This is a genomic window from Microcoleus sp. AT8-B5, from assembly GCF_036705565.1.
Classification (GTDB): Bacteria; Cyanobacteriota; Cyanobacteriia; order Cyanobacteriales; family Microcoleaceae; genus Microcoleus.
In genome coordinates this window covers 1-22,775 of record NZ_JAUBUY010000076.1, presented here as the reverse complement: position 1 = coordinate 22,775, position 22,775 = coordinate 1, and the positions used below count along the sequence as shown (strand labels likewise).

The window sequence follows — 22,775 nt, the reverse complement described above, 5'->3', positions numbered from 1 at the left end:
AGCCGTGTGCGGTGAAAGTCGCAAGCACGGTTTTGTAGGAGAGATGGTAGGGGACACTCTGCCATCGACTCTCTAACCAATTAACCATGATTTCTGTAGGGGCGGGTTCGCCAAGATATTGAATAGAAACCGGAAAATCTGTAAACCCGCCCCGGCCTTTAATCGCGATCGCTCGACCGGACATGATATGAGACATTACTTCAATCTTTCGTATAGCGTCAGCAAATAGTCATATTGCATTGATTTCTCCTCTCTAAAATTAATCCACGCTGCCTTCTGAAGGCAGGCTAGGGCGATCGGGAGGACTGTAGAGTCAAACACAATATTGGTAGTAGACTTGGGATTAAGTTAAAACTGTAGGGGACGCGCGCACCCTACAGTTTCTCGTTTTCAGGCTCGGCTTTGTATTTAAACCGGAACCAGAGTCGGTTCCAAAGTTGCCACTAATTTGAGATTGTACTCATATTCAAAACACGGCTTTTTATAATCCAAACTCCAGAGTTCCAGAGCGCAATTGTCTTCGGGATTGAGCGGCTGCAACCGTAAGTGAAACTCTCGAACTTCCGGGCGGTATTCGCATTTAAAATCAGAAATTGCGCCAATCTGCCGCCTGTCTAAAGCCACAGCTAACCGCAGAAAAGGATGCAACTTACTGACAACCTCCCGGTATTTTTTCGGAAGAATAATAAAATTTTCGTGCTTCTTTTTAGGAGGATTTTTCCGGTGATAGCGAGCCAAATTGGCAATTACTTCAATCTCAGTTTCAGTGTAGCCCAATAACTCACCATTGCGAATTAAATAGTAAGAATGCTTGTGGTGCGCTGAATGACTGACGTACAAACCGCAGTTGTGCAGAATCGCGGCAGCCCACAGCAACTCGCGTTCTTCGCTTCCCCAATAGTGTAGAATTCCTTGAGTTTGGTCGAAGAAATTGAGCGCAAATGCTGCGGTTCTTTCGCTTTGTTCTAAATTGACTTGATATTTGTCAGCCATGTGGAGAATACTGCGCTGGCGGATGGAACCTTGATAGCGCAAGCGGTTTTCAATCAAACCGTGGCTAAGCATCCAGTCAACAATTACGCCTTCTCTCAGAGAGCGATCGCAAACAGTCAGCGATTCAATTCCTAATAGTATCATAGCTTCCTGCAAAATCATAGATCCTGCCAGAATAATTTCCGCCCGCTTGTCCGACATTCCCGGAATTGCCAACCTTTCGGCATAAGAAAGTTTGCGAAAACGATTGACTAAATCGCGCAAATCTTTTAAACTTAACTGATATCCAGCCAGCGGACTCGGCACTGTTCCCAACTTTTCGCGAGCGTTAATTGCAGCCAGAGTTTCGATGGTTCCAGCAGTGCCAATCAAGCGCAAAGGTTCGCCCTCATGGAATTGAGATCGCAATTCGTCGATCGGTCTTTCCAGCGAAATCCGAATATAAGCTTGCAAATAAGCAAACTCCTCCTTGCTAATCGGGTCAGTTTTGACAAATTGTCCTGTTAAGCGAACAGCACCAATTTTTGTACTGGTGAGACAGCGAGGTTCAGAACTATCTCCTAAAATCAACTCCGTAGAACCGCCTCCTATATCAATAATCACCTGGGACTGATTGTTAAATTCCATACCCGAAAGAACGCCGAGATAAATTCTCCGCGCTTCTTCTTGACCGGAAATTAAACTCACATTCAGGTCTAATTCGTCAGCAACTTGTTTGAGAAAATCTCGCCCGTTAGGGGCTTCCCGAACCGCACTGGTAGCCACAGCGATAATTTGTTCAGCATTGATAGTTTTAGCAATATCTAGAAAACGGCGCAAAGTTGCGATCGCCCTTTCCATCACATCGGGCTTCAAGCAGCCTGTTTTAACCTCACAATCGCCCAACCGAACCGTATCTTTTTCTCTAGCAATAATCGTAAACGCGGGTAATTTCGGATCGATGCGCGCCACCACCATGTGAAATGAGTTAGTACCCATATCAATAGCAGCAATAATGCGATTTGACTCCGCAGACGGAAGTGAATTAACCATTGGAGTATCGGGGTTGACAGATATTTATGATTATTTCACGAATCCAGTTAGGCATTCTATTAAATTAGCAAAAATTTGGAATTGCTGACTGGGCAAGACTTTCACCTGTTTTAAATTTCGGCAGAAGTGCGATCGCCAGCAGAGATAGTAAGTGATTGTGCCTAAAATTTGATAAAATTTAGAGTTAAAAATATCAAATCTAGAATTGAAATGCTTACACAGCCCGATCGCCAACCCGAATCCACATTGCTAACCGTCGTGAGGCTTTTGAGATGGGACAAACCAGCAGGAAGGCTGATTTTAATGATTCCAGCCCTCTGGGCCGTCTTTTTAGCAGCAGACGGGAGGCCGCCCGCAGCATTGGTGGGCGTGATTGTGTTGGGTACCTTAGCCACGAGTGCGGCTGGATGCGTCATCAACGACTTGTGGGATCGCGATATCGATCCCGAAGTAGAAAGAACGCGATCGCGCCCGCTAGCATCCCGCGCCCTCACCGTGCAAACTGGAATAGGAGTTGCATTAATTTCCTTTGCTTGCGCGGCGATTCTCGCTTTTTATCTCAATCCTTTAAGTTTCTGGCTGTGTGTCGCCGCCGTACCAGTAATTATCTGCTATCCACTGGCAAAACGATTCTTTCCAGTGCCGCAATTAGTGTTATCAATTGCTTGGGGTTTTGCCGTTTTAATTAGTTGGAGCGCCGCCGTGGGAGAACTAGAATTAGCGACTTGGTTGCTGTGGGGTGCAGTCGTGCTGTGGACGTTAGGATTTGATACAGTTTATGCAATGAGCGATCGGGAAGACGATTTGCGTTTGGGAGTGAATTCCAGCGCGATATTTTTCGGGAATAATGCTGCTAATGCTGTGGGCTTTTTCTTTGTTGGTACTGTCGGTTTGTTAGCGGCGATGGGGATTAATTTACACTTGCACATTGGTTTTTGGTTGGCAATTATTGCGGCGGCGATTTTGTGGTTTTTGCAGTACAGTCAACTGCGGAATGCGGATATTCCTAAGCTTGTTTACGGTCAAATCTTTCGTCAAAATGTTTGGGTGGGGTTTGTCATATTGGCGGGGATGATTGTTGGGGAGATTTTTTAGACTCCGGCTAGGTGACTGGAGGATAATTTATTCGCACCCGAAAATTTTGTCCTCTACTAATTTGATTGCTTTTTCTAGATGATTCTACTTTGGCTAAAGGCGATTAGTAGTTGGTGTCGAGGCAGTTAGTGTAATAATTATATCCGTATATCAAACGGTTAATGTCAGCGAATGAGGTATAATTATGAGCCTGCTTTCACACTTTACTGGAACTATCAAAAATACAGCGTATTCCAAGTTTATGAAGTGTAGGGACACGGCAATGCCCAAGGAGTGTCAACTTAAGCCTGAAAGCCCGCCAAGTTCTCCCGCCCACCCGCTAGTCCGCCAGGGAATGAATTCCCTGTCTAATAGCTAAAGTCCTCTTAAGAGGACTAATGAGTTCTTCAGTCCTCTTAAGAGGACTTTAGCTTTGAGGCAGGGGTTTCAACCCTTGCCGGACTTATACTGTTTTGACTAACAATCATGTGGTAGCTGATAATCAGGACAAAACTTATCAAGTGCGGTTTATGCTGCGGGTTTTCCGAATTGGAATTGGATTAATTCAGAGTCTATAGAGAAGACTCGGAATTGGGGGCTAAAAGCTTTTAAGTTAACGAGTGGGAAAGTGGGAATGTTGCCGGATCAATCCCTTGAGAGTGGATACCAACTTGGTTACACTAATGATATTGCCGAGGGAATGAGTGGCGGGCATGTATTGGATATTTCTGGCAAGTTGGTGGGGATTAATGGCAAATCGAAATATCCTTTGGGGGGAATTGATGTGTTTAAGTTGGCGGATGGGAGTGTGCCTTCTCTGGCTGTTTTTCGGCAGATGGAAGCTTTGAGTTGGGCGATTCCGATTGATACTTTTCAGCAGTTGGTGAGTCATCTGAAGGCATGATTATTCTCAGTTTATCGCTACTGTTTGGATAGTTTTTTCATGTTGTCAACAGCCAATTGGTACATCAATGTCTTCCCTTGTTGCTTATACAAATCAGCGGCTTTTTGGTAATCTTCGATTGCACTCTGTTTGTCGTCAAGAGCAGATTTGAAAGTACCCCGATTGTGGTAGGCAGCAGCATCGTTGGGATCAAGCTGAATAGCCCGATCGTAATCTGCGATAGCATCTTCTTTTTTCCCTAGGGCATACTTGAGTATACTCCGATTGTGGTAGGCCATAGCATTGTTAGGCTCAAGCTGAATAGCCCGATCGCAATCTGTGATCGCCTCTTGGTTTTTCCCTAGGGCACATTTGGCTGCACCCCGATTGCTGTAGGCAGCAGCATAGTTGGGATTAAGCTTAATAGCCCGATTGTAATCTGTGATCGCATCTTGGTTTCTCCCTTGGGCATATTTGGCTACACCCCGATTGTAGTAGGCAGCAGCATCGTTGGGATTAAGCTTAATAGCCCGATCGGAATCTGTGATCGCCTCTTGGTTTCTCCCTAGGGCAGATTTGGCTGCACCCCGATTGCTGTAGGCAGCAGCTAAGTTAGGATTAAGCTGAATAGCCCGATCGTAATCTGCGATCGCATCTTCTTTTCTCCCTAGGGCAGATTTGGCTGAACCCCGATTGCTGTAGGCATTAGCAAAGTTAGAATCAAGCTGAATAGCCCGATCGTAATCTGCGAGCGCATCTTGGTTTATCCCTAGGGCAGATTTGGCTGAACCCCGATTGACGTAGGCATTAGCATTGTTGGGATTAAGTTTAATAGCCCGATCGTAATCTGCGAGCGCATCTTGGTTTATCCCTAGGGCAGATTTGGCTGAACCCCGATTGTAGTAGGCATTAGCATCGTTGGGATTAAGTTGAATAGCCCGATCGTAATCTGCGAGCGATTTTGTAGTCATTGCCTTATTCCAGTTATTGAATTTTAATGAAGCTGCTTCCCCGACGGTTCACAGAAGTACGCCGAATCCGATCCGAGTGTTTGATAATTATCAATAATATTATCACAACAAAATAATTATCGGCAAAACTATTGGCGGACATTACTACATAATCAGCTCATTGGGTAAAGGTGGATTTGGCGAAACCTACTTAGCACAGGACGAATATCTACCTGACAAGCCCCCGCGTGTGGTTAAGAGATTCAAGCCCCAGTCCAATGAACCATTCTTGCTGCAAGAAGCCAAACGCCTGTTTTAAAGGGAGCCTCAACACCTGAACAAGTTAGGTAGCCACGATCGCATTCCGCAGCTATTCGCCCACTTCGATGAAAATCAAGAATTCTATCTCGTCCACAAGAGATTTTGCAGCGCTATCTGGAATTATAGCGATCGCCCTTTCTAATAATTCAGAAAGGCTCTCGCCCATAATTCATCAATCATGGCGATCGCCCTTCTTACATCCGCGTTAATCAGCGTCCATCTGCGGTTAAAAAAGATCGATCGCCCTTTCTAATAATTCAGAAGGGCGATCGCTATTTGGAATGAATTCGCGATCGGTTTTTTGTTAAAAGGGCGATCGCTTCTACTTGTAGGATGGAATAACCGCTTGCATCTGGCAATTTCCATGACCAACCCCATCCAGCAAGAAGCCCGCCAAATTCTCGACACTCTCGCCTTTACCCCCTTCGATCGGTGCCATCCTCTCAGCCACGACTTCGACACAATTCCTGCTAGAGTTGGTTTGTACGCCTTTCGACATCGCATTCAAGGATTACTCTACATCGGCAAAGCCAAGAACCTGCGCGATCGACTCCGAGGCGGTCACAAAGCCTTTCTCTGGGGCTGGCTCGATCGCTACGATCCTGATGATGTGAGGATCGCCTTTGTTACCCTCAACCAATGGCAAAAACCAGGGTTATTATATGAATTAGAAACCCTCATCCTTCAAGCTACAAATCCTCCCTACAACGTTAAAATCCCCAGAGAACAATGACTCAGACCGTCAAGATCCAACACTTACCACCAGAAGCTATTCATTCGCTGATGACCCATTTGCCTGACTATGTGAAAGTCGCCCTGATGGAAAAAGCTACGCAGCTAGAATGTTCTCTGGAAGCTGCGATCGAAATGGCGATCGCAAGTTTTATAGACTCAGAAGCTTTCAGCTTTGAAGATTGCCTATTATCGCAACGTCTTCAGGAATCAGAACTGGTAGAATCTCCCCAAAAAAAATAGGGTGCGATCGCCCGTTTTATAATCAATCATGGCGATCGCTCCTACCAGTGCTCATGCACCCCATCCAAAACCCAACTTCCCTGAACTATGTCATCAGCTAACATCCTAGCTGTCACAGATGTTCTCAATTTCCTTGTCAGTGGAATCGATAAAACTACCCTCGAAACAGAACTTACTGCTTCGGGTTGGATATTCACTCCAGCTAGAGGTGGTTCAAAAAGCGGTGCAGGTACAATTTGGACAAGCCCAAACACTCAATACAGTGTCAGAATCATGACTCAACCTGATGGTTCATCCTATGCTCGTGTTTACAATGGCCCAGGAGGAGGTGCACCCGCAGAACAACCCCTAAACGCATCAGGAAAACCTGGAAGTCGTGGAGACACCCACTTTATTCTGCTCCCTTAATCCCATTTATTCGTCAGATTATGAACTTTCAACAAATTTGGCAACAATACGATTTTACCGAATCAGAATTGCTATCGATGGGGTGGCAATTTCCCTATGATTATGTCCTCAATCTCAACTACTATTGGCAGATAAATTCAACTAATTCTACTTCTGAAGTTGCTACCAATGACCAATTTTTAAACATTATCCTCAAAACCTGCATTCGACTTGACGTACAACTCAACCCAAATCCCGATCGGTTAAATCAAAAGCCTGCGAACCTCGGTACAATCGTCGGCTGGGAGCAAGTTACTCCCTCTCCTTGGTTAGAAAATCTATCCCTTTCTCCTAATGAGTGGCTGCATCTGTTATTTGAAATTGGTGGAAATAATAAAATTGAAGCTGTTTGTCGATCGCTAGTTGTCGAACAATTGGTCAAACAACCCTTAGCACTCAGTTCATAAAAGGAGATAAATACAGTGTTTTCCAATTTTTGGCGTTTGGGCTAATTGTTTAAACGTTTCTTCTGCCGCGACAAGAAAACGATCGGAAGCATCCATATTATCTTCCGCCATGTAAGTGGCTAATTCAATCAAATCGCCGATAACTTGCGGACGTTTTTGGATCGAGGTCATTTTTCTCCCTGCAACCCCTGATTCTGGGAAATACGCGATCGCACAGCTTGACGAATCTCCATCCAATCTTCCTCCGTCATCGCGGTAGGATTTCCAGATTCCAAACCCTCTAATAACATCGCTTCCAAACGTTCAGAAGCTTTGCGTTTTTGGTCTTGGCGAATTAACTCACGGAAATATTCGCTAGCTGTACTATAACCACCTTGGGCTACCTGTTCTTCTATATAAGTTCGCATTGAGTCAGGCAGAGAAATATTCATACTTGTCATGGGTATTACTTACCTCATTTAACTCATTATCTTATTATGGCAGATTTTGCCATTTTTTGTCAATTTTCTCACAACCAGTAATTTTTTAAGAGAATGGGGAAACGCGATCGCCATTTCTCAGTCAGGTTCAGAAGGGCGATCGCCCATCATTCATCAATCATGGCGAGATCCCTTCCTGCATCCGCGTTAATCTGCGTCCATCTGCGGTTAAAAAAGAGCGAGATCCCTTTCTCTGTCACATTCAGAAAGGATCTCGCTTCTGCTAAATTTATGATATAATTACCCATCATTTACAGCTAGACTTGCCCACTTCTTTTGATATAAAGGAGTAAAGCCCGTGAAAATAGAAGAATTACTGCAAAGAAAAGGAATTATTCACCGCGATCCAGAAATTATGAGCGGTGTCCCCGTATTTGTTGGCAGCCGCGTCCCCTTAAAGACTTTTTTCGACTACCTCGAAGGTGAAAGCGGTTTCGCAGAATTTATTAAGGATTTTCCTTACCTAGAAAGTCAGGCAATTAAAGTGCTAGAAAATCTCACTAAAATGATGCTCTCGCTCGAAAATCATTCAAATGCTTATACTGCTTGATGAAAATCTCTTGAGTCAAAAACTCAAGCAACCTTTCTTAGACGAGGGTCATTCAATCAGCAATGTTTATGACATGGGGTGGAGAGGCTTAAAAGATAGGGAAATTCTGGAGAGATCGGAGAATCATCCTTTTGATGTTTTTATCACTGCTGATAAAAATCTTCCCTATCAACAAAATCTCGCAAGTCGTGCTATTACAATTGTGGTGTTAGATTCTAGCAGTACGAGGCCCGACCATCTAGTACCTTTGATGAGACAAGTTAGCACTATGATATCGTCGCTGCCAGCAGGTTCGGCAGTTCGCATTAATGATGCTGGGGATGTTGTTTCCATTAGTCCTTGATCGATCGCCTTTCTTGCATCTGCGTTAATCTGCGTCCCTCTGCGGTTAAAAAAGATCGATCGTCCTTGATCAGGATAATTCAGAAGGGCGATCGCTCGTCTTATAATCATGAAGGGCGATCGCCTCGTAACCTATTGATTATTTCTTCTTTAAAAGCTTGAAAATTACAAAGCAAACACGATTCTGAGAGCTAGATCGATTTTTACGATCACCTCTGGTTCAAGTTCACCTCGGATATCTACCCCACGAGAACTATAATCAATAGGGCGCGTTTGCAAACAATCAGCAATAGATTTTTTTGTTAATCCATTTCTTTGAGACGGTTCAATCTCTACATTACTTTTAATCTTGGCTTTTTTTTCACTCCAAGCAGTAATTGGAACAACCTGGATTACAGGAACTCGCTCATTATAAGTATTGTTAGTCACAACAACACAAGGTCTAATTTTCCCCGTTTCAGAACCCTTTGTTGGATCGAGATTAACTTCAATAATTAAACCGCGTTTCAATTTTATAACTTCAGCCATTCTTCTAAACCTAATTCCGTCAATTCTTGCAAGTCTGTATCTTCCTTATAGATTTCTGCATAGAGAGCAGCGGATTCTTCCAATCGCTCCGCTTCTAATGCTAATTCCAGGCGTTTAATTGCGATTCTTACTACTTCATTTGCGTCTTTAAATCCATACTTTTGACAACTTTGGAGAAATTTTATCTGAGATTCATCCAGTTCAAATGTTTGCTCTTTCATCATAGTAAAAATTCTGGAAAGCTTTGGTGTATTACTCTTGAAAACTAGGATTAAATAAACTGCCACTTTAATGATAACATACATTTCCCAAAATTCCTAAATACCAGTCGATCGCTCTTAATCTGTCTCATCAACATTCTCAAACATATCTTCGATGTCCCGTGCCCCGTGAATCACGCGCAAAATTTCTACCTCTGAGTCTATCAGACGGGAGAAAATCAGATATCTTCTAAAACCTTTAATAGCTTGTTGTCGCACATCGATTAAATTAGGATGAGAAAATTGACAGCGTTTTCCCATTTTTGGCGTTTGTGCTAATTGTTTAAATGTTTCTTCGGCCGCGACAATAAAGCGCTCGGAAGCATCCATATTATCTTCCGCCATGTAAGTGGCTAATTCAATCAAGTCACGGATAACTTGCGGACGTTTTTGGATCGAGGTCTTTTTTATTCCTGCAACCCCTGCTGCTGGGAAATACGCGATCGCACAGCTTGACGAATCTCCATCCAATTTTCCTCCGTCATCGCGGTAGGATTTCCCGATTCCAAACCCTCTAATAACATCGCTTCCAAACGTTCTGAAGCTTTGCGTTTTTGGTCTTGGCGAATTAACTCACGAAAATACTCGCTAGCTGTACTATAACACCCTTGGGCTACCTGTTCTTCTATATAAGTTCGCATTGAGTCAGGCAGAGAAATATTCATGCTTGTCACTGGTATTACTTACCTCATTTAACTCGTTATCTTATTATGGCAGATTTTGCCATTTTATGTTAAGTCTCACAACCAGTAATTTTTTAAGAAGAAATTGGGAAGATCGATCGCCCTTTCTCATCCTGATTCAGAAAGGATCTCGCTCATCATTCATCAATCATGGCGATCGCCCGTTTTATAATCAAAATGGCGATCGCTCAAAATCTTTCCCATTCACAACCAATGAATCCAGCCGCACAAAAACTTCCAGATTTGACAGGACAAACCTTATCAGAAGCGATCGCCATACTGGAGAGTTACGGCTTCCAATTTCAAACCAGCACAAAAGGTGGCTATCAAACCTTTGAACATCCAGACGGCAGTATCATTCATATTAGACCAAATGGTGAAATAGTCCGTACAGGACCTCATATACGGGGGACGGAGGGCAAAACTTACCGTCGTAGATACAATAGAGATGGAAATCAAATAAAATTTGAACCAGGGGCTAAGACACATAATACCGGAGAAAAAGTGATTCTATGACAACCGATCTCGCACTCAACCTCAAAACCTTTTTAGAAGACTTAAAAAGTGCCGATTTAGTAGGAGTTTCACTCCGCCCTCAAAATCTTGGCTTGCGTTTAGACTTCACCTTTGGGCCCGAAGTGGGAGATGTAGCGATCGAGTTCGATCGCATTCTTCACCTAGTGATTTCTCGTCCCCTCAATTCCGATGATGAAAATTACTGTTTTTGGGTAGGAGAAGTCGAACTCAGAAAGCTTGAAAAAAATGCTGAAACTTTCTTATCTTCCCTGTCCTATCCTTTCAATTTTCCGGCTAATTTAGATTTATCTGCTTTGAGTCATTTTCGGTTGGAAGGGGATATTTTTATTGAAATAATTTGCGAACACTATAAGATTTTTCAGGAAGTTAAAAATTAACTCCTATTTTTTAAGCTTTATGAATCACAAGAGCGAGATCCCTTCCTGCATCTGCGTTAATCTGCGTCCATCTGCGGTTAAAAAAGAGCGAGATCCCTTTCTAATAATTCAGAAGGGCGATCGCCCAGGCCGACCAAAACCAGTACACTACCATCAAAGCCAAATCTCTCAGCGGTATAGCAGCGCTGTACCGAGAACCGGGAGAATTTGACCAAGCCCTGCAGCACCATGCAGAAGCAATCGAAATACTCGATCGAGCCAGCGCTAAATTAGACCGAGCCGAAGCTTGCTATCAACTAGCACTAACAGAACAAAAACTTGGTAACATCGAGAAAACTCAAGAAAATTTTGAGCGCGCCCTTCAACTGTTCAGCGAAATGGACGCCAGCAAACAAGTAGAAAAAGTACAGTTAGCTGCGACCCAAAAAACTGAAAAAATACCTAATTAATTCAGAAATAAATCAGAAAATAGATACAATAAACGAAAGAACAACCATAAACTTTGTAGATATGAAACTAAAACGATTGGGACACGTAGCCGTCTGCGTGCAAGACATAGAGAAGTCTGCTGAATTCTACCGCAACTTGGGTATGGAGTTAGTCTGGAAAGATGCAGACTGGGCTTATTTGAAAGCAGGAGAGGACGGATTGGCGCTGTTGAGTCCGAGTTACGACCAAGCAGGGCCGCATTTTGGGTTTGTATTTGACGATCGCACCGAAATGGAATCCGCCTACGAACAACTCAAAGCCGATGGTGTTTCCGTCACCCACATCCACGAACACCGCGACGGTACTGCATCCTTTTACGGCAGAGATCCAGATGGGAACGGCTTCGAGTACCTTTACGAACCGGCCTGACGATTCTAGGGCTTACGAATCAAAACCCAAGAAACCGGGTTTTTAGCGGTTTCTGCGAGTTGCAGTGCGTCTTCTCGACAAAAACCCGGTTTCTGACCACGTGCGATCGCAAAATAAACTAAGTAACCGCACAGAAAAAAATAGAATACCCAGATACCCGGCGCAAGCGTTCCTTCTTCCGTTCCCGGAACATCCCTACAACTCCCCGAATAATCTGAGGTACTCACACCGAGGCTTCTCAAGTAAGGTGCAGGCTGTGAATCCAAAATATATCCACAACTTCCGAAAATCGGCTCGATAATCTAAAATCTAAAATCTAAAATCTAAAATCCTCATGTTGCAGAGAATACAAGTCAGAAACCGCTGGAAATCAATCTTCAAACCCTGGGAAGAAGCAGACCCTTGGCTGTTTGGCGCTTGCATCGCCCTCACCATCTTCGGGGGAGTCATGATCCGCAGCGTCGAAATCAACCAGGGGATGATCGACTGGTGGCGGCACTGGGTAACTGGGGCAGTGGGTTTGATCCTCGCCATCATCATTTCCCGCTGCCGTTACCAAACACTGATTGAGTGGAAATGGCCGATTTACATATTAATCAATTTGTCCCTGATCGCAGTGCGGTTTATCGGTACTACAGGGCTCGGTGCCCAGCGGTGGATCAACATCGGCGGCTTTTACCTGCAACCGTCAGAATTTGCCAAAGTAGGCATGATTATCACTTTAGCAGCTCTCCTGCACGACAAGACTGTCCCCACGGTGGGTCATATGTTGAGGATGCTGGCGATTATGGCTGTACCTTGGGGATTGATCTTTGCCGAACCAAATTTAGGTACTTCCTTAGTCTTCGGCGCGATCACAATGGGGATGTTTTACTGGGGAAATGTCAATCCCGGCTGGCTAATATTGCTATTCTCTCCTCTCATCTCAGTTCTCCTCAATAACCTGTATACACCGATTTGGGTAGCCTGGGTAGTTGTTGCAGGTATTATCGCTTGGCGAACCCTGCCTTGGCCCTGGTTGGGGACTTTCGGTGCTGTGTTGGTGAACGTTGTTTCTGGACAAGTCGGACAGCTTTTTTGGAATGTACTCAAGGATTATCAAAAAATGCGTCTGACAGGGTTTTTAAACCCGGAGAAAGACCCTTTAGGTAGCGGATATCACTTGATTCAATCTCGGATTGCTATTGGGGCCGGGGAACTGAAAGGCAGGGGTTTGTTTCAGGGAACGCAAACTCAGCTTAACTTTATTCCCGAACAGCATACAGACTTTATCTTTTCAGCCATTGGCGAAGAATTGGGGTTTATTGGCTGCATTTGCGTGCTGTTTGTCTTTTGGGTAATTTGTTTCAGGTTGGTGACGATCGCTCAAACTGCTAACGATAATTTTGGTTCTTTGCTGGCGATCGGCGTACTGTCAATGTTGATTTTTCAGGTATTCGTAAATATTGGGATGAACATTGGCTTGGCGCCGGTTACGGGGATTCCCCTGCCTTTCCTAAGTTACGGGAATGCGTCGCTGCTGAGTAATTTTCTCGGCCTGGGGCTGGTGGAGGCGGTGGCCAGCCAGCGACAGCGCAAGAAGCGTTGGAATTAGGTCATTGGTAATGGGTAATGAGTTTTGGGAATGCGATCGCCCTTTTGATTTCTTTCGAGAGATTCTGCGGGCGATCGTATTTTTTTTCGATCGGCCTAGGCGCATCTAAATTTTACAGTTCCTGAGCCTAGCCTTGATGACTGTCAAGTTTTATAAAGTTCTTGTGGGGTGCGCGCGAGAACCCCCCCAACAATAAAATTTAGAGTCCTAACAGCTTAAGTAGATCAACTTAATTAAACCACTCCTGACGCAAAAAATAAATGCTTTTATGCGCTATGGGTAAGCCAGTCTCTGTGCAGTCGAGGCCCTACTGAGGACGTTATTCATGCCTAAAACCCTTGCTATTATTACATCTTTTTCTCCTTCTTCCTTCTGCCTTCTTCCTGACATCCGTTATATCCGTTACAAAATTCGTTGCCGAACTTCCTTCTGCCTTCTTCCTGACATCCGTTACATCCGTTACATCCGTTACATCCCGTACATTGCTCGTTGCCGAACTTCCTTCTTCATGACATCCGTTACATCCGCTACATCCCGTACATTGCTCGTTGCCGAACTTCCTTCTTCCTGACATCCCTCGGACTGACATCCGTTACATCCGTTACATCCGCTACATAATCCGTTGCCGAACTTCCTTCGCCCCTGATTACTCGTTCATATTCTTGTAAGTAGCAACAGCAGAAGGCGAACTCCGGTTTAAATAACGGAATATCCAATACTTAAATACCGTATCCAAGATAACTGGAAACGTCGCAATGAACAAAAATATGAACTGCCTATTTTCTGGTAGTCCCAAATGCCTCGATAAACCTTCGAGAATTACTTCCCAACCGTGAGGCGAGTGGAATCCCACAAACACATCTGTAAACAAAATAATTACGAAAGCTTTCGCACTGTCGCTGAGGCCGTAAATCACATCGTCCATAAAAGACTTTAAAATCTCAATCTCTTTCTTGTTAGTGACGATAATCGCGGCAAAAGCCATGCAGGAAATCAAATCGGCAAAAATATTTTTAATGGCTCCACCACTTTCAGCGCGGTATTCCTCCGCTATTTCAACTGCTTTCGCGGCAATCATCTTTTCCGTTTCCTCTAAAGAAAGCGAGGGAGCAGTGCCTATTAACCTTTGAAAATTGAGGTGCTGCTCAAATCTCTCCAGTTCTTGAAATGCTTCTTCTTCCAGGTTAACATTTATGAAAACGGGAGCATTTTCTTGACCTCTAAAATGGTCAACTATCGGGCCGACTAGAAAGTTTTTGGAAATTTGATTCGTCAACAGCGGAACTAAAATCAAAAGCAAAATAAATCTGAGAGAAATAATTGTTTTTACTTTGGAATTGCGAAAATTCTTGACTACTTCTTTTTCAGCTCCAGGGTCTAAATCTTTAGTGATGCGATTCAAAGTCCCCAAAAGCGATCGCGGTAATAAATTTACTTCTTCATAGTTAGTGTCAACCTCACCATCGTGAATTTGAACAGAATTAGCTGAACCTTTATTTTTTGGATCGGGTGGAGAGCTGCTATTTGTAGATTTTGCCGACAAATTTACTGAACTGACAACCGGAACAATTGCCGTCGATCTACTATTATTAATATACTTGTCGATAACTCCATCAATAAACTCTAGCTTCTCAAATATAAGGGATTCTCTATCTTTCTTGTTGAGATGTAATCCGTGCTGGTGATAATCAGCGCTGTCCCCCGTTTTGGGTTTAGCCCCCACTCGCTCCGGCAGTTCCAAAAAAGAACGGCTAGCATTAAACTCAACCATTCGGGTTTGGATGACCTTGAGGTATTTTTGCAGTTCGGATTTAAAGTAAGACAGGGTGCTTTGTCCGTAATCTCCCGATCGCTCAGAGATTCCTTGACCGCCAAAATGCTCGTCTTCGATCGCCTTAATTGCTAACGCAGCATCGTAGGCTTGTTCTAGAGCTCTCTCAGGCGTTTCTCGATACCATTGGTGAAGGCTGTAGAGATATTTTACAATCCTGTTCCACGGAGAAGTATTCATAGCTAAAGCTGGTTAGTTGGCTGTAGACATTAGTGATTAAAGTATTCACGGTATGGTAACAAATTTACATAAATTGAGAACTGCCACCGAAGATTCAATTTGGATTGTCGGATCTGCCCGCAGTGGCAAAACCACTCGTTTAGTCGAGCAGTTCTGCATTTGGAGCAAAACTGTCAAGCCTCTGCCTGCAACAGTTTCAGGGCGATCGAGTTCCGGGCGGCGGCGGGCTGGACAAACTGCGCCAGCAATTTTAGTCTTAGCAGCTAACGGAGACAATCGGCTAGAATTAGCCGATCGCATCGCCGTCGCTACCGAAGGAAAATATACCTTTCACTCCACAACACCCTTCGGTTTTTTTGAGCAGGAGGTATTGTTATTTTGGCCCCTGCTAGTTCAGTCGCTGGATTTGAGGGCTCAATTTCCCCTACGGCTGCAACCTGAAACAGAACTGGAACTTGCCGCGAGACTCTGGCGTCGCGAACTAGACGAAGGCATTTTGCAAAAAACAGGGGTCAGCCCAAATCGAATGGTGCGTCGAACACTAGACTTATTACAACTTGCTGCTGTCAGCGGTACGCCGAGAGAAGAGATTCCCAGCATTCTGGAACAGGGATTTGCTGGTGAGGGCGGCTCGAACAACCTGTGGACTAGCATGGGAGAGTTGCTGGAAAGGTGGCGGGAATGGTGCTTGACGCGGGGGCTCCTGACTTACGGGATTGTTTGCGAACTCTACTGGCGCTATTTGTTGCCGGATGTCAGTTACCAGCAGCATTTGGCCTCTAGATACCAAGCTGCGATCGCAGACGATGTTGACGATTATCCGGCGATAAGTCGCCATTTGTTCGATCGAATGCTCGACCAAGGTGCAGCGGGGGCGTTCTCCTACAATCCAGACGGAGGAGTGCGTTTGGGCTTGGGGGCGGACACGGAATACCTAGCCCAACTCGAAAGCCGCTGTCAAAGTGTGGAAAATTTGGACGCAAAAGCGGGTTTAGCCGCAGAGATTGGAGAGTTAGCGGTAAGTTTAGCAGTTAATACGGAGGGTTTTTATCCTTTAGGCTTCAGTTTGCCCGGTAAAGTTCGATCGCTCCAAACTACTTCCCGGGCTCAACTGCTGCGAGAAACTGCCGAAATCATCGTGGATGCGGTGAAGTCACAAGCCGTGGAACCGCAGGAAATCGCCGTAATTGCCCCTGGGATGGATGCGATCGCCCGTTACAGTTTAACGGAAATTCTCGCGCGAGATGGTATCGCCGCCGTATCTCTCAACGATCAGCGTCCCCTCTCGACTACCCCAGAGATTCGAGCTTTACTCACTTTGTTAGCCTTAGTTTATCCGGGACTCGGCCGTTTAGTCGATCGAGACGGCACAGCCGAAATGCTGGTAGTGTTGGGCAGCCAGAAACACCGTTCATTGGAAACAGAAGATTCCAACTCGACGTTCAATCTAAAATCTCAAATTCACAATCAAAAATCGATCGACCAAGTGAGAGCAGGTTTAATCGCCGATCACTGTTTTTGTCCAGATATCGATCGACCTCAATTGCTGCCCATTACAGCCTTTCCCCGGTGGGACAGAGTGGGACACCGAGCAGCCAGGGCCTACGAGCACATTGTCGAGTGGATCGAACAACAGCGGTCGCAACAGCAGGAGCGGCTGTTGCCGAGTCCAATTGCCCTACTCGATCGAGCCATCCAGAAATTTCTCATGAACGACAGATACCTGCCCTACGATCGGCTAGCAGCCCTGCGCGAGTTAATGGAAACCGCCACCCACTACTGGGAAATCAACGGGCGAATGCAGCGCGTAGAACCAACAAACGGCGGCGACTCAGAAACGATCGCCCGGTTCATCCAGTTGTTGCGCCAAGGAACCGTCACCGCCAACCCCTTTCCAGTGCGTCCAGAAGGCCCAGCAGCCAGAGCCGTCACCCTCGCCAACATTTTCCAGTACCGCAGCAGCCGCCGCGCCCACAAATGGCACTTTTGGCTGGATGCCGGCTCGCCCCTGTGGCTGAGTGGTGGTGCGGCGACATTGTTTGGTGCTCCCTTATTTTTGCGATCGCAACTGGGGCATCCCTGGGAAACCGAAGAGGAAACGGCGGCCGACCAACAGCGACTGCGGCGAATTCTGCTAGATTTGTTAAGTCGCTGTTCCCTGCTTTACCTGTGCCACAGCGAACTATCCGTCAGTGGACAAGAACAAACCGGGCCGCTTCTGCCCCTAATTAACAGCTCTGTTTCTTGTCAGCAGTCAGCATGAGGCATTCACTTCTGCAGGCAAAAGGCAAATCTGTATTCAGCATTCGACATTCGGGAAGAAAAAATTATGACGGCGAAGATTTTTATTTTTTCGGATTCTGGATAAATACACTGGGCTGACTCCAAGCGCGACTTCTAGGTTCTATCGAAATGGCGCGATGTTAAAGTATACCCAACCTAGGCATCAAAACGTGCAATCATTAATATTTTGATATCAAAAGATGCCCCGCTTAAAAAATATCTATAGCCGTGGCAGTTTTGATTTAGTATGTTAGAAATGATGGGGTTATTAATCAATTTTAAGCCAGATTGGTGGCAACAAACTGATACTAATCAGTTCTTAAAGTAAATCGGGATCGTCGTTTAAAGGAGCCAAAATAATGCCAACTGCAGTGCCATTAGTAATTATACCACCTCCCACACCAACACCAGAACCAGAACCAGAGACGCCAACACCAGAGACGCCAGAACCAGAGACGCCAGAACCAGAGACGCCAACACCAACTCCGACTCCGACTCCAACACCTCCAACACCTCCCTCCGGGGACGACACAATTGGCGACATAGACGACACAGGGGGCGGAGGCCAAGGTACCTCGCCCGGAATCATCGGCGGCGTAGTCCGCGGCACCGAAACCAACGACTCCTTAGCTGGCAGTCCCGGCCCCGACGTGATTTCCGGGCTGCAAGGCAACGACACCTTGCAAGGAGTCGGAGGCGACGATTTACTATTTGGCAACGACGATGACGACGTGCTGTTCGGCAATGAGGGCAACGACGTTCTTGATGGCGGTTCAGGACTCGATACCCTGTACGGAGGCAAAGATAACGACTCCCTCGATGGGGGAAATAACCCTGACCTGCTTTATGGCAATGACGCCAACGACACGGTAATCGGAGGCGAAGGCAGAGACACGGCTTACGGCGGCAAAGGCAGCGACAGCTTGCGTGGCGGTTCTGGCGACGATAGCTTTTTGGGCGATCGAGGCGACGACATCCTCTGGGGCGACCAAGGCAATGACTCGCTCTTCGGTGGCGACGGCGAAGACTTGGTATTTGGCAACGAAGGAGGCGACTGGCTATACGGAAACGCCGGCGGGGATACATTTTTTTCCGGCGACGGCGATGACATCGTATTCGGCGGCGACGGCGACGACATCGTGGACGGCGGTGCTGGCAATGATGTTCTTTGGGGCGAAGCAGGCAAAGACGTAGTGGCAGGAGGCGAAGGCAGAGATGTCTTCGTCATCGGCGCCTTCAGTTCCCCCAGCGGCAGCAGCGACGGCACTAACGCGGCATTTCTCACCACAGGCGGCCCCGATATCGCCGATGCCGACATTTTCACAGACTTTCGCCAAGGCGAAGATTTAATCGGGTTAACCGGCGACCTCAAGTTTGAAGATTTGGTAATCTTCCAAAGCACCGAGACCAAAGCCGGCAGTACGATTATTCGCAACGGCGTCAGCGGCGACTTTTTAGCAGTATTGCCGGGAGTAGACAGCAGAACCCTAGGGCGAAGCTCATTTGTAATTGCCCCCACAGTTCCCGGCAGCGCAACTCCACTTCCCCTACCGACGCCGACAGACAGTCCGACACCGACAGGAAGTCCGACGCCGACAGGAAGTCCGACGCCGACAGGAAGTCCGACGCCGACAGGAAGTCCGACGCCGACAGGAAGTCCGACACCGCCGACACCGCCGACACCGGACGAGCCGCTGCCGACGTTCCCGACGCCGAATTTGCCGACGCCGACAGGAAGTCCGACGCCGACAGGAAGTCCGCCGCCCATCTTTAACCAACCTCCAAGAGCAGTTAACGATAACTTCACTACGGTTGCGGGTCAAGAACTCAGTTTCAACGTTCTGTTGAACGACACTGACCAGGAACAAAGCGCTCTGACTGTCACGACTTTTGCTCCAGCAAGCAAAGGGAGCCTGGTTCCCGTGGGCGGCGGCGTATTCAAATACACCCCGAATCCGGGCTTCTCGGGTACTGACAGCTTCAGCTACTCGATCTCAGACGGCAGCGGCGGCACAAGTAAGGCGGTAGTAACCATCAACGTCAGTAGCCCGCCCCAGCTAATAATTAACGACGGTGTAGTGGTTGCCAAAAGTAATCCTATCCAGACAATCACTGCCGCCGATTTGTTAATCACAGATCCCGACAACAGCCCCTTGGAAATCGTTTACACGATTACTAAAGCCCCCGATGCTACCAGAGGTTTTGTCCAAAGGGGTAGCACGTTTCTCAACGTCGGCGGCAAATTCAGCCAAGACGATATCAACAACAACATCGTCAAATACAACTTGCTGGCAGAAGGTGGCAGCGACAGTTTCACGTTTACAGCCTCCGATGGGTCTGCAACTATCGGGCCGGCATCCTTCAGCATCACGGTGGTAGATAATATTGTCGATCGCAGCGCACTCCCGGCCAGCAGCTTTACAGGCAGCAACCTCAGCGACTTCATCGTCGGCGGGCCCGGCGACGATACCCTCGCTGGGGGCGAGGGCAACGACATCATGGACGGCAGTGGCGGCAACGACCTCCTATTCGGTGAAGCAGGCAACGACTCGCTGGTGGGTGCGATCGGCAACGACACCGTTGACGGCGGACTCGGCAACGACACCGTTGACGGCCAAGACGGCATAGACTCGCTGATCGGCGGACTGGGCAACGACCTGATGTTCGGCGGCAATGACAATGACATCCTAGGCGGCGGTGACAACAACGACACCATTGACGGCGGAACAGGCAATGACTCGATATTGGGAGAATCCGGCGAGGACTCGATACTTGGTGGCGCCGGGATTGACACCTTACTTGGTGGCATTGGCGACGACTCCCTTGACGGCGGTGCCGGCGACGACATCCTAGACGGTGGATTGGGCAGAAACTTGCTCGACGGCGGTATCAATAACGATTCCATCTTGGGCGGCGACAACGATGACACGATTTTGGGTGGAGAAGGCAACGACACGGGACTAGGAGGTTCCGGCAATGACTACGTGTTGGGCGAGGCCGGCAGCGACTCCCTCGACGGCCAAGCGGGCGACGACACTCTCGACGGCGGTGCAGGCAGCGACTGTCTCAGCGGCGCCTTCGGCAATGACTTGGTATTGGGTGGCGATGACAACGACTCGCTTTCGGGCGGTGAAGGCAATGACATTTTGGGCGGTGGCAACGGTTCTGACTTGCTCACGGGCGATGCTGGCAATGATTTCTTCTACTATGAAACTCCCAGCGAAGGCGTGGACGTGATTGCTGACTTTAACGCTAACGGCAGCGAGACCGACAGATTTTTGTTCAGGTCGTCAAATTTCGCAGGTTTAACCAACTCAGGAACTACTCTCGATTTCACCAGTTTTATCGTCAGGAATATCGGGTCTAGCGGCGACGACATTAGCAAGCAATCAGTCATTTTGTTTGAATCTAAATTTGACAACGCTCAAGCAATAAATGCAGTGTTGAAGAATCAAAACGGTTCGAGCAAAACGGGAGCTTTCTTCGTGTACCTGAACAATACTTTTAACAAGTACGTTCTCGGCTTCGACCCGAATGTGGCAGATGACAGTCTCCCAGCTTTCGATTTGGCAGTGTTGAATTCTATTCCTACAGTGCCGGGAGCGCTCAGCACCGTCATTACTGCATCTGACTTTAAGTTTATTTAGTAGTTTTGAGTAGCGTCGCAAGGAGTCGGAACAATGCCAAGTGCAGTACCACTAATTTTTCTCGAAGGGCGGCTACCCGATGAAAACGCGGATAGTTTGGATAGCGGCACGGTGCCGCAGCCTACGCCGTCGCCGGGGACGGAGCCGCCGATGATGACGGGGACGGAGCCGCCGATGATGACGGGGACGGAGCCGCCGATGATGACGGGGACGGAGCCGCCGATGATGACGGGGACGGAGCCGCCGATGGTGACGGGGACGGGCCCGGACATTTCGGTCACGCCTGTGCCGCGGCCAACTCTGACAGTTCCCACGCCTCCCCCAGAGCCACTTTTTGTCGATGGCTTAGTTGTCGCAAATGACGGCAGTAACTATTTAATCGGCAGCTTGTTCAATGACACGATTGCCGGGGGTGCCGGCGACGACACACTTTTGAGTCGGGACGGAGACGATCTACTCAGGGGCGAAGACGGTAACGATTCTCTCAACGGTGGCGCTGGTAAAGATATTGTTGAGGGCGGGCGCGGTAATGACACGGCGCGGGGCGGCAAAGACGATGACTTGGTTTCTGGCGACGAGGGCGATGACTTAGCTTTTGGCGACCTGGGCAATGATATTGTCTTGGGTTCTGAAGGTAACGACACGCTGTACGGCGGTAAAGGCAATGACTGTCTGCGCGGTGGTGGGGAGGACGACCTGATTTTTGGCGACAGGGGCAGTGACACTGTTTTTGGCGACACGGGTAACGACTGCCTGATTGGCGGCGCTGGCAATGATATTTTGTTGGGCCAGCAGGGCGGGGATGTTATCACCGGCGGTGTTGGTAACGATACTGGTGATGGCGGCGAGGGTGATGACCTGCTCTTCGGGGGCGATGGCAATGATTCTTTGTCTGGAGATGCTGGGGATGATATTCTTTCGGGCGATCGCGGGTCTGATACTCTGACAGGAGGCGACGGATCGGATATCTTTGTTCTCGGTAGGGTGGGCACGTCGCCCGGTAGCAATGGGTTTCTTACTACTGGCGGCCGCGAAATCGGCGATGCTGATGTAATTAGAGATTTTAATCCGGGAGATTCGATCGGTCTGGCTGGAGGTTTGAATTTTACAGAGTTAGAAATTTTCCAGGGCCAAGGCTCGAATTCTAGCAACACGATTATTAGGGACAGGCAAACTGGGGAATTTTTGGCGGTGTTGATTGATGTTCGATCGAACTCGCTAGATGAATCTCGGTTCACTACAGCTCAAATACCCCGCGTAGACGACAATCCCTTCACCATTGAGGGGACAACAACGAATCCCACAACGGGGACAACAACTAACCCCACAACGGGGACAACAACTAACCCCACAACGGGGACAACAACTAACCCCACAACGGGGACAACAACTAACCCCACAACGGGGACAACAACTAACCCCACAACGGGGACAACAACTAACCCCACAACGGGGACAACAACTAACCCCACAACGGGGACAACAACTAACCCCACAACGGGGACAACAACTAACCCCACAACGGGGACAACAACTAACCCCAC

28 protein-coding genes are annotated in these 22,775 nt (G+C 47.3%); 16 read left to right on the top strand and 12 right to left on the bottom strand.

Annotated features, from left to right (window positions below; all coding sequences use genetic code 11):
• Together QUB39_RS28880 and QUB39_RS28875 are read right to left on the bottom strand one after the other, a co-directional pair.
• The coding region (locus QUB39_RS28880) for a hypothetical protein (RefSeq protein WP_333273774.1) at positions 1-196 on the bottom strand (196 nt) is incomplete at its 3' end.
• A 212-nt stretch (positions 197-408) separates the two neighbouring features.
• Positions 409-2,025 carry a Ppx/GppA phosphatase family protein gene (locus tag QUB39_RS28875; protein WP_333055233.1) on the bottom strand — a complete coding sequence of 539 codons (1,617 nt, stop codon included), beginning with the start codon at positions 2,023-2,025 and terminating at the stop codon, positions 409-411.
• A gap of 210 nt (positions 2,026-2,235) precedes the next feature.
• On the opposite strand from QUB39_RS28875, the gene QUB39_RS28870 reads away from it, so the two are divergent.
• Complete coding sequence (locus QUB39_RS28870) at positions 2,236-3,120, top strand: 4-hydroxybenzoate solanesyltransferase (RefSeq protein ID WP_333260050.1); 885 nt, start codon at positions 2,236-2,238, stop codon at positions 3,118-3,120.
• A gap of 613 nt (positions 3,121-3,733) precedes the next feature.
• Complete coding sequence (locus tag QUB39_RS28865; RefSeq protein WP_333209562.1) at positions 3,734-4,003, top strand: hypothetical protein; 270 nt, start codon at positions 3,734-3,736, stop codon at positions 4,001-4,003.
• Between the two features lie 17 nt (positions 4,004-4,020).
• Here QUB39_RS28865 and QUB39_RS28860 read toward each other — a convergent pair whose 3' ends face one another.
• Positions 4,021-4,953: a tetratricopeptide repeat protein gene (locus QUB39_RS28860; RefSeq protein ID WP_333209564.1), complete on the bottom strand. Its 933-nt coding sequence runs from the start codon at positions 4,951-4,953 to the stop codon at positions 4,021-4,023.
• Positions 4,954-5,617: 664 nt separating this feature from the next.
• Between QUB39_RS28860 and QUB39_RS28855 the strand changes: the two genes are divergently transcribed.
• From QUB39_RS28855 to QUB39_RS28840, 4 genes are all read left to right on the top strand, one after another.
• Positions 5,618-5,986 carry a GIY-YIG nuclease family protein gene (locus QUB39_RS28855; RefSeq protein WP_333106322.1) on the top strand — a complete coding sequence of 123 codons (369 nt, stop codon included), beginning with the start codon at positions 5,618-5,620 and terminating at the stop codon, positions 5,984-5,986.
• On the top strand, positions 5,983-6,228 hold the full coding sequence (locus QUB39_RS28850; RefSeq protein ID WP_333209566.1) for a hypothetical protein: 246 nt from the start codon (positions 5,983-5,985) through the stop codon (positions 6,226-6,228). The genes QUB39_RS28855 and QUB39_RS28850 overlap by 4 nt, the downstream gene beginning before the upstream one ends.
• A gap of 87 nt (positions 6,229-6,315) precedes the next feature.
• Positions 6,316-6,636, top strand: coding sequence for a hypothetical protein (locus QUB39_RS28845; protein WP_333209568.1), 321 nt, complete (start codon positions 6,316-6,318; stop codon positions 6,634-6,636).
• Between the two features lie 20 nt (positions 6,637-6,656).
• Positions 6,657-7,082 carry a hypothetical protein gene (locus QUB39_RS28840; protein WP_333055250.1) on the top strand — a complete coding sequence of 142 codons (426 nt, stop codon included), beginning with the start codon at positions 6,657-6,659 and terminating at the stop codon, positions 7,080-7,082.
• On the opposite strand, the gene QUB39_RS28835 is transcribed toward QUB39_RS28840, so the two are convergent.
• Together QUB39_RS28835 and QUB39_RS28830 are read right to left on the bottom strand one after the other, a co-directional pair.
• A complete protein-coding gene (locus QUB39_RS28835; protein ID WP_333209570.1) occupies positions 7,077-7,253 on the bottom strand; it encodes a type II toxin-antitoxin system RelE/ParE family toxin in 177 nt (58 codons plus the stop codon). The two genes, QUB39_RS28840 and QUB39_RS28835, sit on opposite strands and share 6 nt — an antisense overlap.
• Positions 7,250-7,522 carry a type II toxin-antitoxin system ParD family antitoxin gene (locus QUB39_RS28830; RefSeq protein ID WP_333055252.1) on the bottom strand — a complete coding sequence of 91 codons (273 nt, stop codon included), beginning with the start codon at positions 7,520-7,522 and terminating at the stop codon, positions 7,250-7,252. Before QUB39_RS28830 ends, QUB39_RS28835 begins: the two co-directional genes overlap by 4 nt.
• Positions 7,523-7,859: 337 nt before the next feature.
• Here QUB39_RS28830 and QUB39_RS28825 point away from each other — a divergent pair, with 337 nt between their 5' ends.
• Entirely contained in the window at positions 7,860-8,111 is a 252-nt protein-coding gene (locus QUB39_RS28825) for a DUF433 domain-containing protein (protein WP_333055253.1), read from the top strand.
• Complete coding sequence (locus QUB39_RS28820) at positions 8,095-8,454, top strand: DUF5615 family PIN-like protein (protein WP_333055254.1); 360 nt, start codon at positions 8,095-8,097, stop codon at positions 8,452-8,454. The genes QUB39_RS28825 and QUB39_RS28820 overlap by 17 nt, the downstream gene beginning before the upstream one ends.
• 164 nt (positions 8,455-8,618) lie before the next feature.
• Here QUB39_RS28820 and QUB39_RS28815 read toward each other — a convergent pair whose 3' ends face one another.
• From QUB39_RS28815 to QUB39_RS28800, 4 genes are read right to left on the bottom strand one after another with little or no spacing between them, the layout of a single operon-like run.
• Entirely contained in the window at positions 8,619-8,981 is a 363-nt protein-coding gene (locus tag QUB39_RS28815; RefSeq protein WP_333055256.1) for a type II toxin-antitoxin system PemK/MazF family toxin, read from the bottom strand.
• A complete protein-coding gene (locus QUB39_RS28810; protein WP_333055258.1) occupies positions 8,966-9,286 on the bottom strand; it encodes a hypothetical protein in 321 nt (106 codons plus the stop codon). The genes QUB39_RS28815 and QUB39_RS28810 overlap by 16 nt, the downstream gene beginning before the upstream one ends.
• 33 nt (positions 9,287-9,319) lie before the next feature.
• Positions 9,320-9,712 carry a type II toxin-antitoxin system RelE/ParE family toxin gene (locus QUB39_RS28805; protein ID WP_333055260.1) on the bottom strand — a complete coding sequence of 131 codons (393 nt, stop codon included), beginning with the start codon at positions 9,710-9,712 and terminating at the stop codon, positions 9,320-9,322.
• Positions 9,649-9,906 (bottom strand): type II toxin-antitoxin system ParD family antitoxin, encoded by a 258-nt coding sequence (locus QUB39_RS28800; RefSeq protein ID WP_333209574.1) that lies wholly within the window; start codon positions 9,904-9,906, stop codon positions 9,649-9,651. Before QUB39_RS28800 ends, QUB39_RS28805 begins: the two co-directional genes overlap by 64 nt.
• Before the next feature lie 168 nt (positions 9,907-10,074).
• Between QUB39_RS28800 and QUB39_RS28795 the strand changes: the two genes are divergently transcribed.
• The 4 genes from QUB39_RS28795 to QUB39_RS28780 all read left to right on the top strand — a co-directional run bounded on the left by QUB39_RS28795 (position 10,075) and on the right by QUB39_RS28780 (position 11,696).
• Positions 10,075-10,440 (top strand): PASTA domain-containing protein, encoded by a 366-nt coding sequence (locus QUB39_RS28795; protein WP_333055262.1) that lies wholly within the window; start codon positions 10,075-10,077, stop codon positions 10,438-10,440.
• Positions 10,437-10,838, top strand: a complete 402-nt coding sequence (locus QUB39_RS28790) for a hypothetical protein (protein WP_333209576.1) — start codon at positions 10,437-10,439, stop codon at positions 10,836-10,838. The genes QUB39_RS28795 and QUB39_RS28790 overlap by 4 nt, the downstream gene beginning before the upstream one ends.
• Positions 10,839-10,957: 119 nt before the next feature.
• Positions 10,958-11,287, top strand: a complete 330-nt coding sequence (locus QUB39_RS28785; protein ID WP_333340605.1) for a tetratricopeptide repeat protein — start codon at positions 10,958-10,960, stop codon at positions 11,285-11,287.
• 61 nt (positions 11,288-11,348) lie between these two features.
• The gene (locus QUB39_RS28780) at positions 11,349-11,696 is read left to right on the top strand and encodes a VOC family protein (RefSeq protein WP_190661613.1); all 348 of its coding nucleotides are present in this window, start codon (positions 11,349-11,351) and stop codon (positions 11,694-11,696) included.
• A 5-nt stretch (positions 11,697-11,701) separates the two neighbouring features.
• Here the strand turns inward: QUB39_RS28780 and QUB39_RS28775 are convergent, their stop codons facing one another.
• On the bottom strand, positions 11,702-11,923 hold the full coding sequence (locus QUB39_RS28775) for a hypothetical protein (protein WP_333233637.1): 222 nt from the start codon (positions 11,921-11,923) through the stop codon (positions 11,702-11,704).
• Between the two features lie 107 nt (positions 11,924-12,030).
• Between QUB39_RS28775 and rodA the strand changes: the two genes are divergently transcribed.
• A complete protein-coding gene (rodA, locus tag QUB39_RS28770; protein ID WP_333055266.1) occupies positions 12,031-13,290 on the top strand; it encodes a rod shape-determining protein RodA in 1,260 nt (419 codons plus the stop codon).
• Between the two features lie 319 nt (positions 13,291-13,609).
• Here the strand turns inward: rodA and QUB39_RS28765 are convergent, their stop codons facing one another.
• Both QUB39_RS28765 and QUB39_RS28760 read right to left on the bottom strand, forming a co-directional pair.
• Entirely contained in the window at positions 13,610-13,879 is a 270-nt protein-coding gene (locus QUB39_RS28765) for a hypothetical protein (protein ID WP_333055268.1), read from the bottom strand.
• A 57-nt stretch (positions 13,880-13,936) separates the two neighbouring features.
• A complete protein-coding gene (locus tag QUB39_RS28760; RefSeq protein WP_333055269.1) occupies positions 13,937-15,301 on the bottom strand; it encodes a proton extrusion protein PcxA in 1,365 nt (454 codons plus the stop codon).
• Positions 15,302-15,353: 52 nt separating this feature from the next.
• Here QUB39_RS28760 and QUB39_RS28755 point away from each other — a divergent pair, with 52 nt between their 5' ends.
• From QUB39_RS28755 to QUB39_RS28745, 3 genes are all read left to right on the top strand, one after another.
• Positions 15,354-17,564, top strand: a complete 2,211-nt coding sequence (locus QUB39_RS28755; RefSeq protein ID WP_333209581.1) for a recombinase family protein — start codon at positions 15,354-15,356, stop codon at positions 17,562-17,564.
• 379 nt (positions 17,565-17,943) lie between these two features.
• Positions 17,944-21,231, top strand: coding sequence for an Ig-like domain-containing protein (locus QUB39_RS28750; protein ID WP_333209583.1), 3,288 nt, complete (start codon positions 17,944-17,946; stop codon positions 21,229-21,231).
• A gap of 33 nt (positions 21,232-21,264) precedes the next feature.
• Positions 21,265-22,775: calcium-binding protein (locus QUB39_RS28745; protein ID WP_333485220.1), on the top strand; the 1,511-nt coding region annotated here is incomplete at its 3' end.

Bases quoted from the DNA above. Each gene is read 5' to 3' on its own strand.
- QUB39_RS28875 (WP_333055233.1), bottom strand. From the start codon at position 2,025: ATGGTTAATTCACTTCCGTCTGCGGAGTCAAATCGCATTATTGCTGCT.
- QUB39_RS28870 (WP_333260050.1), top strand. From the start codon at position 2,236: ATGCTTACACAGCCCGATCGCCAACCCGAATCCACATTGCTAACCGTC.
- QUB39_RS28865 (WP_333209562.1), top strand. From the start codon at position 3,734: ATGTTGCCGGATCAATCCCTTGAGAGTGGATACCAACTTGGTTACACT.
- QUB39_RS28860 (WP_333209564.1), bottom strand. From the start codon at position 4,953: ATGACTACAAAATCGCTCGCAGATTACGATCGGGCTATTCAACTTAAT.
- QUB39_RS28855 (WP_333106322.1), top strand. From the start codon at position 5,618: ATGACCAACCCCATCCAGCAAGAAGCCCGCCAAATTCTCGACACTCTC.
- QUB39_RS28850 (WP_333209566.1), top strand. From the start codon at position 5,983: ATGACTCAGACCGTCAAGATCCAACACTTACCACCAGAAGCTATTCAT.
- QUB39_RS28845 (WP_333209568.1), top strand. From the start codon at position 6,316: ATGTCATCAGCTAACATCCTAGCTGTCACAGATGTTCTCAATTTCCTT.
- QUB39_RS28840 (WP_333055250.1), top strand. From the start codon at position 6,657: ATGAACTTTCAACAAATTTGGCAACAATACGATTTTACCGAATCAGAA.
- QUB39_RS28835 (WP_333209570.1), bottom strand. From the start codon at position 7,253: ATGACCTCGATCCAAAAACGTCCGCAAGTTATCGGCGATTTGATTGAA.
- QUB39_RS28830 (WP_333055252.1), bottom strand. From the start codon at position 7,522: ATGACAAGTATGAATATTTCTCTGCCTGACTCAATGCGAACTTATATA.
- QUB39_RS28820 (WP_333055254.1), top strand. From the start codon at position 8,095: ATGCTTATACTGCTTGATGAAAATCTCTTGAGTCAAAAACTCAAGCAA.
- QUB39_RS28815 (WP_333055256.1), bottom strand. From the start codon at position 8,981: ATGGCTGAAGTTATAAAATTGAAACGCGGTTTAATTATTGAAGTTAAT.
- QUB39_RS28810 (WP_333055258.1), bottom strand. From the start codon at position 9,286: ATGTATGTTATCATTAAAGTGGCAGTTTATTTAATCCTAGTTTTCAAG.
- QUB39_RS28800 (WP_333209574.1), bottom strand. From the start codon at position 9,906: ATGAATATTTCTCTGCCTGACTCAATGCGAACTTATATAGAAGAACAG.
- QUB39_RS28795 (WP_333055262.1), top strand. From the start codon at position 10,075: ATGGCGATCGCCCGTTTTATAATCAAAATGGCGATCGCTCAAAATCTT.
- QUB39_RS28790 (WP_333209576.1), top strand. From the start codon at position 10,437: ATGACAACCGATCTCGCACTCAACCTCAAAACCTTTTTAGAAGACTTA.
- QUB39_RS28780 (WP_190661613.1), top strand. From the start codon at position 11,349: ATGAAACTAAAACGATTGGGACACGTAGCCGTCTGCGTGCAAGACATA.
- rodA (WP_333055266.1), top strand. From the start codon at position 12,031: ATGTTGCAGAGAATACAAGTCAGAAACCGCTGGAAATCAATCTTCAAA.
- QUB39_RS28765 (WP_333055268.1), bottom strand. From the start codon at position 13,879: ATGTCAGTCCGAGGGATGTCAGGAAGAAGGAAGTTCGGCAACGAGCAA.
- QUB39_RS28760 (WP_333055269.1), bottom strand. From the start codon at position 15,301: ATGAATACTTCTCCGTGGAACAGGATTGTAAAATATCTCTACAGCCTT.
- QUB39_RS28755 (WP_333209581.1), top strand. From the start codon at position 15,354: ATGGTAACAAATTTACATAAATTGAGAACTGCCACCGAAGATTCAATT.
- QUB39_RS28750 (WP_333209583.1), top strand. From the start codon at position 17,944: ATGCCAACTGCAGTGCCATTAGTAATTATACCACCTCCCACACCAACA.